We start from the raw sequence: 15,603 nt of genomic DNA on the forward strand, positions 1-15,603 counted from the left end.
GCGCTGCGAAATCCCCTACTCGGCGCGGAAATGCTTCGAGAGCTTCAGGCCCTGCGCCTGGTAGTTGGAGCCGACGCCGAGGCCATAGAGACCATCCGGCCGTTCCAGCATGTGTTCGTAGATCAGGCGGCCGACGATCTGGCCGTGTTCGAGGATGAACGGCACCTCGTGGCTGCGCACTTCGAGCACGGCCCGGCTGCCCGTGCCGCCGGCCGAGGCATGGCCGAAGCCTGGATCGAAGAAGCCGGCATAATGCACGCGAAACTCGCCGACCAGCGGATCGAACGGCGTCATCTCGGCCGCATAAAGCGGTGGAACATGCACCGCCTCGCGCGAGACGAGAATGTAGAACTCATCCGGATCGAGGATCAGTTCGTCGCGCCCGCGGCTGTAGAGTGGCTCCCAGAAATCGAAGATCGCGTGCTGCGCTTTCTTGTCGACGTCGATGACGGCGGTGTGATGCTTGCCGCGATAGCCGATCAGGCCTTCGGGCCCGGTGCCCTTCAGATCGATCGACAGCGCGATGCCGCCGCCGCTGACGTTCGGCTTGTCGCTCGCCACCAGCACGTCGCTCTCGTGCAGCGCCTGCAGTTCCTGCTCCGACAGGATAGACTGGCCCATGCGGAAGCGGATCTGCGACAGGCGCGAGCCTCGGCGCACGACGATCGGGAAGGTGCGCGGGCTGATTTCGAGATAGAGCGGACCGCTGTAGCCGGCCGGGATCTTGTCGAATTCCTGGGCGCGATCGGTGATGACGCGGGTGAAGATGTCGAGGCGACCGGTCGAGCTTTTCGGGTTGGCCGAGGCCGACATGCCCTCAGGCAGTTCCAGGCTTTCCATCAGCGGCACGATGTAGACGCAGCCCGTTTCCAGCACCGCGCCATCGGTCAGATCGACGACGTGCAGCTTCAGCCGGTCGAGCTTGTCGGCAACGAGGTGAGACGGACCCGGCATGAAGCTTGCGCGGACGCGGAAAGCCTTCGAGCCTAGGCGCAGGTCGAGGCTTGCCGGCTGGATCTGATCGTCATCCAGCGGCTTCTCGCTTTTGAGGCGTCCCGATTCTAACAGCGCGGCGATCGCGCGATCGGCCAAAATCCCAGTGTCGCGGCCCATTGCAGTCCTCTTTTCAGTTGCGAGACAAAACCAAACTCCGGGAATTGACGCAAGCGTACCCTGGCAGTATTGAAGCTTTATCCCGTGGTGATTTGGCCGGTCGGCTTGCAGCCACGTTAAACAAGTAGCTAAAAAGGCCGGGTGTCAAACCGGCCCTTCACGCGGCCGGTTTTTTTGTTTTTGAAAGTGACCGTCACATGAGCAAAAACTGGCGCCCCGCAACGCAACTGGTCCATGGCGGGACCACCCGTTCCCAGCACGGAGAGACCTCCGAGGCGATCTTCCTTACCCAGGGCTTTGTCTACGAGACGTCGGAAGCTGCGGAAGCTCGTTTCAAGGGCGAGACCGAAGGCTTCATCTACGCCCGCTACGGTAGCCCGACCAACGACATGTTTGAAAAGCGCATGTGCATGCTGGAAGGCGCCGAGGATGCGCGCGCCACGGCATCGGGCATGGCTGCCGTCACCGCCGCCATTCTCTGCCAGCTGAAGGCCGGCGACCACATCGTCGCCGCCCGCGCCCTCTTCGGCTCCTGCCGCTGGGTGGTCGAGACGCTGGCGCCGAAATACGGCATCGAGTGCACGCTGGTCGACGGACGCGACCTCGCCAACTGGGAAAAGGCGATCCAGAAGAACACCAAGGTCTTCTTCCTGGAAAGCCCGACCAACCCGACGCTCGAAGTCATCGACATTGCCGGCGTTGCCAAGCTCGCCAACCAGATCGGCGCCAAGGTCGTCGTCGACAACGTCTTTGCGACGCCGCTCTTCCAGAAGCCGCTGGAACTCGGCGCCCATATCGTCGTCTATTCCGCCACCAAGCATATCGACGGCCAGGGCCGTTGCCTCGGCGGTGTCGTGCTTTCCGACAAGGAATGGATCAACGAGCACCTGCACGACTACTTCCGCCACACCGGCCCGGCGATGTCGCCGTTCAACGCCTGGACGCTGCTGAAGGGCATCGAGACGCTGCCGTTGCGCGTGCGTCAGCAGACGGAAACGGCCCGCCGCGTGGCCGACTTCCTGGCAGAACAGCCGCAGGTCGCCAAGGTCATCTATCCTGGCCGCAAGGATCATCCGCAGGCCGACATCATCGCCAAGCAGATGACCGGCGGATCGACGCTCGTCGCCTTCGAACTGAAGGGCGGCAAGGACGCTGCCTTCGCGCTGCAGAACGCGCTGGAGATCGTGCGCATCTCCAACAACCTCGGCGACAGCAAGAGCCTGATCACCCATCCGGGAACGACCACGCACAAGAACCTGACCGACGAGGCCCGCGAAGAGCTCGGCATTTCCGCCGGAACCGTGCGCTTCTCGGCCGGTATCGAGGACAGCGACGATGTGGTGGAAGATTTCGCCCGCGCGCTGAAGGCCGTGAAGGCCTGATTTTACGAAGACACGGCCGCCGTGATCAACGGCGGCCGAACGCCGCTTGCCGGCCGTCACGATATGGTTTCCGGCGGCGGGGCGCCAATGCGCCAGGCACGTTTCACCCGCTCGATCGCGTCAGCACGGCCATCCGTCCCATCATGGGATCGCACAATCTTGCCGTTATTCTTGACGAAACCATCTTGCTGTAGAATACCCTGAAAGACCTGAAGCAAGGTGATGCCCATGTATCGCGCTTTGACCCGCGACATAGAAGTTACGGTGGAGCCGTACTATCTCGAAGAGCAGTCGGATCCCGATGACGGCCGCTATGTCTGGGGCTATCGCATCGTCATCTCAAACCACTCGGACGCGTCCGTGCGGTTGATGACGCGCTACTGGCACATTACCGATGAGAACGGGCAAGTCGACGAGGTCAGCGGTCCGGGCGTCATCGGCGAGCAGCCGCTGCTCAATCCCGGCGATACCTATGAGTATTCGTCCGGATGCCCTCTGGATACGCCCTCAGGCGTCATGTTCGGCCACTACAGCATGGAATCGGAAGGCGGAGAGACCTTCAACGTTGCCATCCCCGCCTTCTCGCTCGATTCACCCGGGCTCGTGCGCACCCTGAACTGAAGCCAATCCGGAACAGCGCGTCCTTCGGACTAGCGTCGCTCTAAATCGCGGCCAGTCGGCCGGAGGCGCCCGCTACTGCGGGCGCACCTCGCTTGCTTCGAAGCGATAGGTCGTCGAGCAAAACTCGCAGGTCACCTTGACTTCGCCATCGTCGATGGTGCTTTCGAGGTCGTCCGTGCTCAGGTTGGACAACACCGACTGAAGCTTCTCGCGCGAGCAGCTGCAACGGTCGTAGACCGCCTGCGGTTCGTAGACGCGGACGCCGCGCTCGTGGAACAGGCGATAGAGCAGCCGCTCGGTTCCGACCATCGGATCGGTCAACTCGTCCATGTCGATCGTTTCGACCATCACCTTGGCTTCGGCCCAGAGATCGTCGTCCCCGAACGCGCTTTCACCATCATCGCCATCACCGCCGGAAAGGTCGGGCTGGCGCATGCGCTCCGGCGCTTCCGGCAGGAACTGGGCGACCATGCCGCCGGCGCGCCAGCGATGGCGCGGCTTGCCGTTTTCGTCGCGATCGAGAAGCTCGGCCACGCCAAGGCGCACCTTGGTCGGGATCTGCTCCGACTGCCGGAAATAGACGCCGGCGATTTCTTCCAGCGTCGCTCCGTCGAGCGCAACGATACCCTGGTAACGCTGGGTATGGGCGCCCTGGTCTATGGTGAAGGCGAGCACGCCCTTTCCGAGCAGCTCGTGCGAAAGGGTCCGGCCGTCCTTTTCGGCAGCGGCAAGCGCTTCTTGATCGTAGCGGGCATAGGCGCGCACGCGATCCGGCGTCGAGAAATCAGCGACCACCAGATCGACAGGGCCATCGCCCTGGGTCTGGACGATCAGCTTGCCTTCAAACTTCAGCGAGGTCCCGAGCAACACGGTGAGTACAACGGTTTCAGCAACCAGGCGCGCGACCGGAAGCGGATAGTTGTGGCGCTCTAGGATTGCGTCCAGCATGGGGCCAAGCTGCACGGCGCGGCCGCGCACGTCGAGGCCTTCCACCTGGAAAGGCACGACGTGATCGTCACCGGCAAAGTCGAACTCACCAAGCCCTGGCGTCATGTCAGTCATGTCTTGCTCCTTGCCTTCAGCCACCAAGCTGCACCAGAGATATTGCTATCCCCGCGCAACGTGCTCGCTGTCTCAGTTGATCCCGCGATAAACGGATTGTCCACCAGGTATGTGCCGCCGCCATAGCAACGCACCACCTCGACGGTTGCGCGCTCACTACTTTCAGGAGCGCCCGTATGCCGCCTAAATCGTGTCGCACGTGGACAATGTCAAGTGCGGTGAACACGCCCCTATATGGCGCAAGCTCGGCGGAGCGCACTGAAGCCTCTTCGCCGTCGCGCGCGACCGGGCAGCCGGCTCAGACGAGCCCCATGCACCAGGCAATGACCGACTTCTGTGCGTGCAGCCGGTTTTCCGCCTCGTCGAAGACCACCGACTGCGGGCCGTCGATCACCTCGTCGGTGACCTCTTCGCCGCGGTGCGCCGGCAGGCAGTGCATGAACAGCGCATCGGAGGCCGCACGCTTCATCAGCGCTTCATTGACCTGGTAGGGCTGGAAGACGTTGTGCCCGCGCGCGCGATGTTCCTGGTTCATCGAGATCCAGGTGTCGGTCACGACGCAATTGGCGTCGGCGACGGCCTGTTCGGCGTCATGACACAAAAGGACCTCGCCGCCATTGTTGCGCGCCCAGTTCAGGAACTTGTCCTGCGGCTCGGAACCGAGCGGCACGGCCATGTTCATGCGGTATCCGAAGCGGGCAGAACCTTCGATCAGCGAATGCAGCACGTTATTGCCGTCGCCGGTCCAGGCAATCGTCTTGCCCTTTACCGGACCGCGATGCTCCTCGAAGGTCAGGATATCGGCCATGATCTGGCAGGGGTGCGTATCGTCGGTCAGGCCGTTGATGACCGGGACCGTCGCATGCTCGGCCAGTTCCAGAAGGCGGCGATGGTCGGTGGTGCGGATCATGATGGCGTCGACGTAACGCGAGAGCACCTTGGCCGTGTCGCCGATCGTCTCGGCGCGGCCGAGCTGCATTTCGGTGCCCGACAGAAACAGGGTTTCGCCGCCGAGCTGGCGCATGCCGACATCGAAGGAAACGCGGGTGCGGGTGGAGGGCTTTTCGAAGATCATCGCCAGCATCTTGCCGGCGAGCGGCTTCTCGGCAGTTCCGGCCTTGGTCGCCGCCTTTCGGACGCGCGCATCGTCGATGATCGTCCGGAGGTCGGCGGCCGTCATGGCCGAAAGATCGAGAAAATGTCTGGTGCCTGCCATCGTACTCGGTTCCTGTCTGAAAAATCGGTCCCTGGTGCGGCACGCTATCGACGTGCCCGCACGAAGGTCATTCTAACGCCTTAGTCGGCCCTGGGTCGCTACCTTCAGGCCGCGGCGTTGCCGCTTGCCTTGCGAACCGCCTCGGCGGCGCGTTCGATACGTGCGAGCCCCTCGCGCGCCTCTTCCGCCGTCACGGTCAGCGGCGGCAGCAGACGCAGCACATTTTCGCCCGCCGGCACGGCCAGGAGCTTTTCGGCGCGGATTTCCTTCAGCAGATCGGCCGAAGGGCCCTTCACCTTGATGCCCAGCATCAAACCGTCGCCGCGGATGTCCTCGATGACATCAGGGAAGCGGTCCTTGAGCGACGCAAGGCCCTGGCGGAAGACCAGCGCGACATCGCGCACATGCGTCAGGAATCCGTCGGCCAGAACGACGTCGAGCACGGCGTTGCCGACGGCCATGGCCAGCGGGTTGCCGCCATATGTGGAGCCATGCGTGCCCGCCACCATACCAGATGCGGCTTCCTCAGTCGCGAGGCAGGCGCCGAACGGGAAGCCACCGCCGATACCCTTGGCGACCGCCATGATATCCGGACGGATATCCGCCCATTCATAGGCAAACAGCTTGCCGGTACGGCCGACGCCGGTCTGGACCTCGTCGAGGATCAAGAGCAGGCCGAACTCGTCGCAGAGCGCGCGCAGTTCCTGCATGAACTCCTTGGTCGCCGGACGGATGCCGCCCTCGCCCTGGATCGGCTCGATCAGGATCGCTGCGGTTTCCTCGGTGATCGCATTCTTGACCGCGGCGATGTCGCCGAACGGAACCTGGTAGAAGCCCGGCGCCTTCGGCCCGAAACCTTCGATGTATTTCTGCTGACCACCGGCGGCGATCGTCGCGATCGTGCGGCCGTGGAAGGCGCCTTCGAAGGTGATGACGTGGAACTTCTCCGGGTGGCCCTTGGAGAAGTGGTAACGCCGTGCCGTCTTGATGGCGCATTCCAGCGCTTCCGCGCCCGAATTGGTGAAGAAGACCTTGTCGGCAAAGGTCACCGCCGTCAGCCGGCGGCCGAGGCTTTCCTGGCCCGCAATTTCATAAAGGTTGGACAGGTGCCAGACCTTGTCGGCCTGCGCCTTCAGCGCTTCGACCAGGTGCGGGTGCGCGTGGCCGAGCGAGTTCACGGCAACGCCGGCACCGAAATCGAGATAACGCGTGCCGTCTTCAGCGATCAGCCAGGCGCCCTCTCCTCGCTCGAAACGCAACGGCGCGCGCATGTAGGTATCGTAAAGCGGCGTGGTTGCAGTCATGCGAGGCTCTCCTTCACTCCAGATCGACATCGATCCCGCGCCTCACGCGGGCCGATAAAAATCAAAAATGCCGCCTTTCGGCGGCGCAGGCACTATTCCCATTTCGCGCTGCAATGTCAACAAAACCAAGCCTTGCAGCGCAACATGAAGGGTCGATTCCTGGCAGCAGAAAAATCGTCCGGGAGGGCTTGCAAAAATGCAACGCTGGCCGAGCAAGTTGGGGAAAACTACGAAATCGATTCGGCCTGATTCCCGGGACTCTTGCCACAGAGTCCAGCGGTCAGTACGTTAACATTCAATTACTAGACGCATGCGGCGGACCTAGTCACCAAAAGAGTTATCGCGTTTGCAACCCCGGGGTTTAGCCGGGGTGCGGTGAGGGATTCTGCCATCCCCAACGCTGAGAACGGAGAGTGCAGAAATGAACTGGACTGACGAGCGGGTGGAGAAACTGAAGAAGCTTTGGTCCGAGGGCCTGAGCGCAAGCCAGATCGCGGCACAGCTCGGCGGCGTCAGCCGTAACGCTGTCATCGGCAAGGTTCACCGCCTGAGCCTGCCAGGTCGCGCCAAGGCCGGTGGCAGCACCACGACGGCGGCCCGTCCGAAGCGCCCGACTTCGGCACCGCGCGCGCCGAACTACGCTTCGCGCGTTTCGACCCGCCCGGTTGCACGCGCGGCCGGCGCTGTCGTTCTGAAGGAAGAAATCGAAGTCGATCTCGTTGCCGAGCAGGATTTCAGCACCCGCACCGACGTTGTCGTGCCGATGTCGCGCCGCCTCGAGCTGACCCAGCTCACCGAGCGCACCTGCAAGTGGCCGATCGGCGACCCGCTGAAGGAAGAGTTTCACTTCTGCGGCAACGATTCCCCGGAAGCCTCGCCTTACTGCACCTTCCATGCGCGGCTGGCCTACCAGCCGTCGGGGGAGCGCCGCAGGGCCCGCTAAGAAGCTGGACCGCATTGATAAAGGAAGGGGCCGATCGGCCCCTTTTTTTTGTTGGCGACTTTCAGACCGCTCAGCTTTCGAGCGAATAGCCGGCGCCGCGAACGGTGCGGATGACGTCGGGCATGTTCGAGAAGTTCAGAGCCTTGCGCAGACGACCGACATGCACGTCGACGGTGCGCTCGTCGACATAGATGTCATGACCCCAGACGCCATCCAGAAGCTGCGAGCGAGAGAAGACGCGGCCCGGCGAGGACATGAGGAACTCCAGAAGACGGAACTCGGTCGGGCCGAGGCGCACTTCGCGGCTGCGGCGATGAACGCGGTGGGTCTCGCGGTCGAGTTCGATGTCGCCGCAGCGAAGCAGCGTCGAGAGCACCTCGGGCTTTGCCCGGCGCAGCATCGCCTTGACACGCGCCATCAGCTCCGGCGTCGAGAAGGGCTTGACCACGTAGTCGTCGGCACCGGTCGCCAGACCCCGGACGCGCTCGCTTTCCTCGCCGCGCGCCGTCAGCATGATGATCGGCAGACGTTCGGTCTCCGGACGCTGGCGCAGCCGACGGCAAAGTTCAATGCCGGAAACACCGGGCAGCATCCAGTCGAGGATAAGCAGGTCGGGCAGCCGCTCCTGAAGCCGGATCTCCGCCTCGTCGCCCCGCAGGATCGTATCGACGTCGAAGCCCTCGGCTTCCAGATTGTAACGCAGCAGAACGCTCAGCGCCTCTTCGTCTTCGACTACGGCGATTTTTGGCAACATCAGGTAACGTCTCCTTACCGCGGGCGGCCTTTGGGCTCATCGGCCCGGCCGGCGCTCAGACACTCTAAATCTGGAGCACATCCGCCGTTTTCAAAGGCGGGGCGAAAACCACATGCTTCAGATACAGGAATTCGGGGCCGCGACCGAAGCCGCGACCGGATCAGATTTCAAAGGGCATGCATGCTTACGGCGCGCTTGGCGCTCAGTCGTTGACCGAGCCCAGCGTCGACGTGGTGTCATCCTTCGGACGCTCGCCTTCCGGCTGAGCACCCGTCGCCATGTAATAGATCGTCTCAGCGATATTGGTCGCGTGGTCGCCGATGCGCTCGATGTTCTTGGCGCAGAACAGAAGATGCGTGCAGGGCGTGATGTTGCGCGGATCTTCCATCATGTAGGTCAAGAGCTCGCGGAACAGCGAGGTGTAGATCGCGTCGATCTCCTCGTCACGCTCGCGGATGCTGTTGGCCTTTTCCGGCGAGCGCGAGGCGTAGACGTCGAGCACTTCCTTGAGCTGGACGAGAGCGAGCTCTGCCAGATGCTCGAGGCCACGGGCGAGCTTGCGCGGAATGCCGGAGCCGGCGACCGCGATCACGCGCTTGGCGGTGTTCTTGCCGAGGTCGCCGACGCGTTCCAGATCGGAGGCGATGCGGATCGACCCCATGATCTCACGCAGGTCGGCGGCGACCGGCTGACGCTTGGCGATCGTGACGATCGCCTTCTCACCGATCTGGCGCTCGGCGTCGTCGAGGACGGTGTCGTCCGAGATCACCTTCTGTGCGAGAGCCAGGTCGGAGTTGACCAGCGCGCGAACGGACTCGGCGACCATCTGTTCGGCGAGGCCGCCCATCTCCGAGATGCGGCGCGTCAGGTACTTCAGTTCTTCGTCATAGGCGGACATGATATGCATGGACATGATCGTCGATCCTTACGGGCGCTTTGCAGTTACTGTTGCAGCCTTATGCGGCCTCAGCCGAAGCGGCCCATGATGTAATCCTGGGTGCGCTGGTCATCCGGATTGGTGAACATCTTGTCGGTGTCGTTCTCCTCGACGAGATTGCCGAGGTGGAACATGGCGGTGCGCTGCGAAACGCGGGCGGCCTGCTGCATCGAGTGGGTCACGATGACGATCGTGAAGTTCGTGCGCAGCTCGTGGATGAGCTCTTCGACCTTGGCGGTCGCGATCGGATCGAGAGCCGAGCACGGCTCGTCCATGAGGATGACTTCCGGGCTGACGGCGACGGCACGCGCGATGCAGAGGCGCTGCTGCTGACCACCGGAAAGGCCGGTGCCGGGCTCCTGCAGACGATCCTTTACCTCGTTCCACAGACCGGCCTTCTGCAGGCTGGTCTCGACCACTTCGTCAAAGTCGGCCTTGGTGCGGGCAAGGCCGTGAATCCGCGGGCCGTAGGCGACGTTGTCGTAGATCGACTTCGGGAACGGGTTCGGCTTCTGGAAGACCATGCCGACGCGGGCGCGAAGCTCGACGACGTCGATCGTCGGGTCGTAGATGTCGTCCTCGTCGAGCGTGATCTTGCCGGTGACGCGGCAGTTCTCGATCGTGTCGTTCATGCGGTTCAGCGTGCGCAGGAAGGTCGACTTGCCGCAACCCGAAGGACCGATCAGCGCCGTGACCGTGTTCTCGCGGATGTTGAGGTTGACGTCGAAAAGCGCACGCTTCTCGCCGTAATAGACCGACACATCCTTGCCGATCATCTTGTAGGGCACGGTGTTCATTTTCTGATCCAGAGCCTTCTCGACTGCTGCTTCTGACATGATGTTCATAGTAATTACCTCACTACCAGCGGCGCTCAAAGCGACGTCGCAACAGAATGGCTCCAAGGTTCATGACGACCAGGAAGATGAGAAGAATGATGATTGCGCCGGAGGTGCGCTCGACGAAGGCGCGCTCCGCCTCATTGGCCCACATGTAGATCTGCACCGGCAGTGCCGTCGACGGTTCCATCGGCGAACCGGGAAAATCGACGACGAAGGCGACCATGCCGATCAGGAGCAGCGGCGCGGTTTCACCAAGCGCGTGGGCAAGACCGATGATGGTGCCGGTCAGGATGCCCGGCATCGCCAGCGGCAGCACGTGGTGGAAGATGGTCTGCATCTTCGACGCACCGAGACCGAGGGCCGCCGAGCGGATCGACGGCGGGACCGCCTTCAACGCCGCACGGGTGGCGATGATGATCGTCGGCAGGGTCATCAACGTCAGCACGAAGCCGCCGACGACGGCTGCCGAGCGCGGCATGCCGGCGAAGTTGATGAAGACGGCGAGACCCAGGAGGCCGTAGACGATCGACGGAACGGCCGCGAGGTTGTTGATGTTGACCTCGATCAGGTCGGTCAGCCGGTTCTTCGGCGCAAACTCCTCGAGGTAGATCGAGGCGGCGACGCCGATCGGAAGCGACAGCACCAGCACGATCAGCATCATGTAGAGCGAGCCGAGGGCAGCGACGCCGACGCCTGCCGCTTCGGGACGACTGGAGGCGCCGAAGGTGAAGATGCCGGTGTTGAAGCTCTTCTTCAGGATGCCGGCGCTCGCCAGCTCGTTCATCCAGGTCACCTGCTGGTCCTTGACCTTGCGCTTGCCCTCATCGACCGAGAGATCGATCTGGCCCTTGAAGGCGGAGTCGATGTTGGCCTCGGCCAGCAGCGTGACAGGAACCGTCTTGCCGATGATCGACGGGTCGGCGGCGACCATGTCGCGCAATAGCGTGCGGGAGCTCGCGGAAACCATGTCGGTCGCCTGCTTGACCTGCGGCCGCTTGGTGGCGTCGATGCCGAGCTGCTTGACGAGCGCGTCGCGCACCAACAGCGGATAGTTGGCGGTCATCAGCACCTTGCCGTCGGTCGCGCGTTCGCCTTTGGGGTCGATGACCTTTTCGGTGAATTCGATCGGCAGCGTAATCGTCGTCTGCTGGAATGCGGTGTAGCCGTTGGAAAAGACGGTCCACAGCAGCAATGCCAGGAAGAAGAGACCGGTGCTGATCGCGGCCATGCCGTAGAAGCGGAACCGGCGTTCGGCAGCATAGCGACGCTTGATGCCGATATCGCGCTTGGCGGATGCGGGACGGGCGGAGATCCGGACGGTCGGGGAAGCGATGTCGGTCATTCGTACTGTTCCCGGTATTTGCGCACGATGTAGAGCGCGTAAATGTTGAGGCCGAGCGTGATGACGAAGAGCGTGATGCCCAGTGCGAAGGCCACCAGCGTCTGCGGCGAGGTGAACTCGAGGTCACCTGTCAGCTGGTTGACGATCTTAACGGTCACCGTCGTCATCGGCTCGAAGGGATTGATCTGCATGCGGGCCGCCACACCGGCTGCCAGCACCACGATCATGGTCTCGCCGACGGCGCGCGAGGCGGTGAGCAGCAGCGCGCCGACGATGCCCGGGAGGGCTGCCGGAAGGATCACCTTCTTGACCGTCTCCGAGCGGGTGGCGCCAAGGCCGAGCGAGCCGTCACGAAGTGCCCGCGGCACCTGGGTGATGATGTCGTCCGACAGCGACGACACGAATGGGATCAGCATGATGCCCATGACGATGCCCGCCGTCAGAACGCTTTGTGCCTGGATGAAGTTCTGGTAGTTGCCGGTCATGAGACCGTTCATCTGGGCGGAGATGTCACGCAGGAACGGGCCAACGGTCACCAGCGCAAAGAAACCGTAGACGATGGTCGGGATGCCGGCGAGCACTTCAAGCAGCGGCTTTGCGGTCGAACGCAGGCGCGGGCTTGCATATTCCGCCATGTAGATCGCCGCGAAGAGGCCGATCGGCACCGCAAACAGCATGGCGACGAAGGCGATGTAGAGCGTGCCGGCAAGAAGCGGGATGAGGCCGAACTGGCCCGAAGCGCCGCCGCTGCCGGCAGCGGCAAACCGCGGATCCCAGACCGTGCCGAAGAAGAACTCGAACGGCGAGACCATGGTGAAGAAGCGTCCGGCTTCCGACAGCATCGAGGCGACGATGCCGACCGTCGTCAGGATGGCGATGGAGGACGCGACGATCAGCGAGCCGAGAATGACCCGCTCGACCTGGTTGCGGGCGCGGAAGCGGGTCGCGACGTTGCGGATGGCGTAGACGCCGCCGGCAATCGCGATCAGCAGAACGGCGACCGTCATCAGCCAGCGGTTGGTCGCGGTCATCGCGTTGAAGTGCTTGGCGACGGTGACCATGTAGGGATCGCCTTCGCCAGCAAGGGCAACGCCCTTGGACGCGAGCGTCGCGCGAAGATTGGCGGAGCCGCTCTCAAGGGCTGCGAGCTCTTCGCCGCTCAGGCGCAGAAGGCCACCGGCAACGGATTTGACCTGACCGAGCGCGAGCTGCACGGCGGCAGGGCCCTGGCTCTGGACGGTATCCGGCAGGGCCGCGCGCGTGCTTCCGTCGATATAGACGGGAGCGGCGAACAGCCAGGTGCCGAGAACGAGTGCGGCCGGAAGCATCGCCCAGATGGCGACGTAGCTACCGTGATAGCCCGGCAGAGAATGAAGGTTGGAGAGCTTGCCGCCGGACTGCGCCAGCGAACGGGCGCGGCCTGCAAAATAAGCAATGAAACCAATAACAATAATGAGCAAAAGAAGGAGCGAAGTACTCATCCGCACGTCTCCCCGGCATCGCCCGTCATGGGTGCCGGCAAATCGAATGAAGGCATGCCCCGGCGCGAAGACATCGCGCCGGGGCTTGTCATTATCAGAGCATGTTGCCGGCAGAGAAAGCCTTGCGGATTTCTTCGCGCTCAGCGTCCGGAGCGGCAACGAGGCCGTATTCGGCGAGCGGGCTTTCCGGGCCGATCATCTGGTCGTCGAGGAAGAACTCAACATATTCCTTGAGGCCCGGAATAACGCCGAGATGTGCCTTCTTGACGTAGAAGTACAGCGGGCGGGAAACCGGGTACTCGCCGGAAGCGATCGTTTCGGTCGACGGTACGATGCCGTTGACGGTCGCGACCTTCAGCTTGTCGGCGTTGTTTTCGTAGAACGACAGGCCGAACACGCCGATGCCGTTCTTGTTGGCAGTGATACGGGCGAGCGTTTCGGTGTAGTCGCCGTCGATGTCGACAGCCAGGCCGTCCTTGCGGACTGCGACGCACTTGCTGTGCTGCTGCTTTTCATCGGCAACGGCAGCCTTGATCACGTCAACGGCGCCAGCGTTCTTGCAGCCTGCAGCGAGGATCTTCTCTTCGAAGACTTCGCGGGTGCCGTGCTTTTCGCCCGGGATATAAGCGGCGATTTCGACGGCCGGCAGGGCGGCGTTGACTTCGGACCACTTCTTGTAGGGGTTGGCGACGATCTTGCCGTCGACGACGACTTCAGCAGCGAGCGCCTTGTAGAGGTCTTCCGGCTTCAGGGCGAGGTCGGCATTGCCGGCGTCGGTCGCAAAGACGATGCCGTCATAACCGATCTTCACTTCCTGGATTTCGGTGACGCCAGCGGCCTTGCAGGCCTCGACTTCGCTGTCCTTGATCTTGCGCGAGGAGTTGGCGATGTCGATGGTATCAGGGCCGACGCCCTTGCAGAATTCCTTCAGGCCAGCGGAGGAGCCGCCGGATTCGACCACCGGGGTCTTGAAGTCGGGGAACGTCTCGCCGAACGTCTCGGCGACGATTTTGGCGTAGGGAAGAACGGTCGAGGAGCCAGCGACCTGAACCTGATCGCGAGCGGCGGCTGCGCCGGCAAATGCGGCCGAAGCGACCAGCGCCGCGACAGTGAGTTTAAGAGCTTTCATAAAAGTTCTCCCGGAATGGGCTTGTGTTGGTGTGCGCCAAGCGTTGCAGCGCTCTTCGCCGTCTTATCGGCTGCCCCTAACTAGCTGCCGATGGCCACACCTTTTATGTCAGTTCGACGAAACATTTATGACAGCTCATGTCATTGAAAATACTAATGAAAAATGAACACCCCCGGGTTTTCCCGCGCCAATATGTCAGAAGCGGACCGTAAAGGTCGTGCCTTTGCCGACCTCTGAATGGATGAGGAGCCGGGCACGATGCCGCGTGAGAATGTGCTTGGCGATGGCAAGGCCCAGGCCGGTGCCCTTCTTCGAGCGGCTGGCCTCGACATTGACCCGGTAAAACCGCTCGGTGATGCGCGGCACATGCTCGGCCGGAATGCCCGGGCCATAGTCCTTCACGACGACTTCGGCCTCGCCTCCCTCGCCGCCATGCAGGATTACGTCCACCTTCTTGCCTTCCTGGCCGTACTTGCACGCATTCTCGATCAGGTTCTCGAAGACCTCGATGAGTTCGTCGCGTTCGCCGCGGACGACCACGGGCTTGTCCGGCACCACGAGCGAGACGGTGACATCCAGATCCTTCGCCAGCGGCAGCAGGCTGTCGCGGACATGCCCGAGCAGCGGCGCCAGATCGACGGGGTCATCGGGGGCGATATGCGAGCGCAACTCCAGCCGCGACAGCGACAGCAGATCGTCGACAAGCCGGCTCATGCGCGTCGCCTGCTCGTGCATGATGCCGAAGAACTTTTCCTGCGCCTTCAGATCGTTGCGCGCCGGACCCTGGAGCGTCTCGATGAAGCCGCGCAAGGAGGCTAGCGGCGTGCGCAGCTCGTGGCTGGCATTGGCGACGAAGTCCGAGCGCATGCGGTCGATACGGCGCGCCTGAGAGATGTCGCGATAGGTCAGCAGGAAGATCCGCTTGACCGGCCCGTCGCCCGGAATTTCAGCCGGAGCGACCCGCACCACATAGACGGCGTCGGACGGCAACTGCTCGTTATGCTCGATCTGGTTCGCCTTGCCGGTCGCCATCGTCTCGCGGACCATGTCGAGGATGCCGGGCGAACGCACCCGAGCGGCAAGATAGGTGTTTGGCGGAATGGTCCCGAAGGCCTTCTCGGCTGCAATGTTCTGGAACACCACCGTCTCGTCGGCAGCAATCACCAGAACCGGCATGTCGAGCGCGTTCAGCGCGGGCACCAGCGGATCGCTCGCCGGGCCGGCAGCGACCACCGCCTTGGCCGGGCTCAGAATAACCGAGGTTGGCGCGCTACGGTTGAGCAACGCGGCGACGAGAACGATCCAGAAGGGCAGGACAATGAGGAAATGAATACCCGCGACGGTCGCAAGGATCGCCAGGAGCACGGTGAGCCCCAGCAGCCAGCGCTCTGCTTTCAGCCGCGGAACCAGGTTCCGCCAGAACGCCTTCGAACCGTCCACCTCGACATCCTCATGAATCACTTTCTTTTCCTCCCGGACC

General features: G+C 62.8%; 15 protein-coding genes and 1 riboswitch. Of the genes, 3 read left to right on the forward strand and 12 right to left on the reverse strand.

The window, feature by feature from the left end:
* Positions 1-15: 15 nt before the first annotated feature.
* Positions 16-1,113 carry a 2'-deoxycytidine 5'-triphosphate deaminase gene (locus ASE71_RS31550; protein WP_060522346.1) on the reverse strand — a complete coding sequence of 366 codons (1,098 nt, stop codon included), beginning with the start codon at positions 1,111-1,113 and terminating at the stop codon, positions 16-18.
* A 74-nt stretch (positions 1,114-1,187) separates the two neighbouring features.
* A riboswitch (SAM riboswitch) is annotated at positions 1,188-1,266 on the forward strand.
* A gap of 44 nt (positions 1,267-1,310) precedes the next feature.
* On the opposite strand from ASE71_RS31550, the gene ASE71_RS31555 reads away from it, so the two are divergent.
* The gene (locus ASE71_RS31555) at positions 1,311-2,495 is read left to right on the forward strand and encodes an O-succinylhomoserine sulfhydrylase (RefSeq protein ID WP_034797156.1); all 1,185 of its coding nucleotides are present in this window, start codon (positions 1,311-1,313) and stop codon (positions 2,493-2,495) included.
* Positions 2,496-2,551: 56 nt separating this feature from the next.
* On the opposite strand, the gene ASE71_RS36115 is transcribed toward ASE71_RS31555, so the two are convergent.
* Positions 2,552-2,725 (reverse strand): hypothetical protein, encoded by a 174-nt coding sequence (locus tag ASE71_RS36115; protein ID WP_156400780.1) that lies wholly within the window; start codon positions 2,723-2,725, stop codon positions 2,552-2,554.
* Between ASE71_RS36115 and apaG the strand changes: the two genes are divergently transcribed.
* Positions 2,724-3,116 (forward strand): Co2+/Mg2+ efflux protein ApaG, encoded by a 393-nt coding sequence (apaG, locus tag ASE71_RS31560; protein ID WP_034797159.1) that lies wholly within the window; start codon positions 2,724-2,726, stop codon positions 3,114-3,116. The two genes, ASE71_RS36115 and apaG, sit on opposite strands and share 2 nt — an antisense overlap.
* A gap of 72 nt (positions 3,117-3,188) precedes the next feature.
* Here apaG and ASE71_RS31565 read toward each other — a convergent pair whose 3' ends face one another.
* The 3 genes from ASE71_RS31565 to ASE71_RS31575 form a co-directional block, all read right to left on the reverse strand.
* Positions 3,189-4,178, reverse strand: coding sequence for an Hsp33 family molecular chaperone (locus tag ASE71_RS31565; RefSeq protein ID WP_034797161.1), 990 nt, complete (start codon positions 4,176-4,178; stop codon positions 3,189-3,191).
* 298 nt (positions 4,179-4,476) lie between these two features.
* Entirely contained in the window at positions 4,477-5,394 is a 918-nt protein-coding gene (gene argF / locus ASE71_RS31570; RefSeq protein ID WP_034797163.1) for an ornithine carbamoyltransferase, read from the reverse strand.
* 104 nt (positions 5,395-5,498) lie between these two features.
* Entirely contained in the window at positions 5,499-6,698 is a 1,200-nt protein-coding gene (locus tag ASE71_RS31575) for an aspartate aminotransferase family protein (protein WP_060522347.1), read from the reverse strand.
* Between the two features lie 421 nt (positions 6,699-7,119).
* Between ASE71_RS31575 and ASE71_RS31580 the strand changes: the two genes are divergently transcribed.
* The gene (locus ASE71_RS31580; protein WP_034797167.1) at positions 7,120-7,641 is read left to right on the forward strand and encodes a GcrA family cell cycle regulator; all 522 of its coding nucleotides are present in this window, start codon (positions 7,120-7,122) and stop codon (positions 7,639-7,641) included.
* Positions 7,642-7,711: 70 nt separating this feature from the next.
* Here ASE71_RS31580 and phoB read toward each other — a convergent pair whose 3' ends face one another.
* From phoB to phoR, 7 genes are all read right to left on the reverse strand, one after another.
* Positions 7,712-8,395, reverse strand: coding sequence for a phosphate regulon transcriptional regulator PhoB (phoB, locus tag ASE71_RS31585; protein ID WP_034797168.1), 684 nt, complete (start codon positions 8,393-8,395; stop codon positions 7,712-7,714).
* 202 nt (positions 8,396-8,597) lie between these two features.
* On the reverse strand, positions 8,598-9,311 hold the full coding sequence (gene phoU, locus ASE71_RS31590; RefSeq protein ID WP_089043230.1) for a phosphate signaling complex protein PhoU: 714 nt from the start codon (positions 9,309-9,311) through the stop codon (positions 8,598-8,600).
* Between the two features lie 50 nt (positions 9,312-9,361).
* On the reverse strand, positions 9,362-10,177 hold the full coding sequence (gene pstB, locus ASE71_RS31595; protein ID WP_034797173.1) for a phosphate ABC transporter ATP-binding protein PstB: 816 nt from the start codon (positions 10,175-10,177) through the stop codon (positions 9,362-9,364).
* A gap of 13 nt (positions 10,178-10,190) precedes the next feature.
* Positions 10,191-11,513 (reverse strand): phosphate ABC transporter permease PstA, encoded by a 1,323-nt coding sequence (gene pstA / locus ASE71_RS31600; protein WP_034797174.1) that lies wholly within the window; start codon positions 11,511-11,513, stop codon positions 10,191-10,193.
* Positions 11,510-12,994 (reverse strand): phosphate ABC transporter permease subunit PstC, encoded by a 1,485-nt coding sequence (gene pstC, locus ASE71_RS31605; protein ID WP_034797175.1) that lies wholly within the window; start codon positions 12,992-12,994, stop codon positions 11,510-11,512. The genes pstA and pstC overlap by 4 nt, the downstream gene beginning before the upstream one ends.
* A 94-nt stretch (positions 12,995-13,088) precedes the next feature.
* A complete protein-coding gene (locus ASE71_RS31610) occupies positions 13,089-14,123 on the reverse strand; it encodes a substrate-binding domain-containing protein (RefSeq protein ID WP_060522348.1) in 1,035 nt (344 codons plus the stop codon).
* Positions 14,124-14,318: 195 nt separating this feature from the next.
* A complete protein-coding gene (gene phoR / locus ASE71_RS31615; protein WP_034797603.1) occupies positions 14,319-15,584 on the reverse strand; it encodes a phosphate regulon sensor histidine kinase PhoR in 1,266 nt (421 codons plus the stop codon).
* Between the last annotated feature and the right edge of the window lie 19 nt (positions 15,585-15,603).

The sequence above is a fragment of the Ensifer sp. Root954 genome (assembly GCF_001429005.1).
Lineage (GTDB): Bacteria > Pseudomonadota > Alphaproteobacteria > Rhizobiales > Rhizobiaceae > Ensifer > Ensifer adhaerens.

Coding starts and splice junctions, on each gene's coding strand:
- ASE71_RS31550 (WP_060522346.1), bottom strand. CDS start 1,113: ATGGGCCGCGACACTGGGATTTTGGCCGATCGCGCGATCGCCGCGCTG.
- ASE71_RS31555 (WP_034797156.1), top strand. CDS start 1,311: ATGAGCAAAAACTGGCGCCCCGCAACGCAACTGGTCCATGGCGGGACC.
- apaG (WP_034797159.1), top strand. CDS start 2,724: ATGTATCGCGCTTTGACCCGCGACATAGAAGTTACGGTGGAGCCGTAC.
- ASE71_RS36115 (WP_156400780.1), bottom strand. CDS start 2,725: ATGGGCATCACCTTGCTTCAGGTCTTTCAGGGTATTCTACAGCAAGAT.
- ASE71_RS31565 (WP_034797161.1), bottom strand. CDS start 4,178: ATGACTGACATGACGCCAGGGCTTGGTGAGTTCGACTTTGCCGGTGAC.
- argF (WP_034797163.1), bottom strand. CDS start 5,394: ATGGCAGGCACCAGACATTTTCTCGATCTTTCGGCCATGACGGCCGCC.
- ASE71_RS31575 (WP_060522347.1), bottom strand. CDS start 6,698: ATGACTGCAACCACGCCGCTTTACGATACCTACATGCGCGCGCCGTTG.
- ASE71_RS31580 (WP_034797167.1), top strand. CDS start 7,120: ATGAACTGGACTGACGAGCGGGTGGAGAAACTGAAGAAGCTTTGGTCC.
- phoB (WP_034797168.1), bottom strand. CDS start 8,395: ATGTTGCCAAAAATCGCCGTAGTCGAAGACGAAGAGGCGCTGAGCGTT.
- pstB (WP_034797173.1), bottom strand. CDS start 10,177: ATGAACATCATGTCAGAAGCAGCAGTCGAGAAGGCTCTGGATCAGAAA.
- pstA (WP_034797174.1), bottom strand. CDS start 11,513: ATGACCGACATCGCTTCCCCGACCGTCCGGATCTCCGCCCGTCCCGCA.
- pstC (WP_034797175.1), bottom strand. CDS start 12,994: ATGAGTACTTCGCTCCTTCTTTTGCTCATTATTGTTATTGGTTTCATT.
- ASE71_RS31610 (WP_060522348.1), bottom strand. CDS start 14,123: ATGAAAGCTCTTAAACTCACTGTCGCGGCGCTGGTCGCTTCGGCCGCA.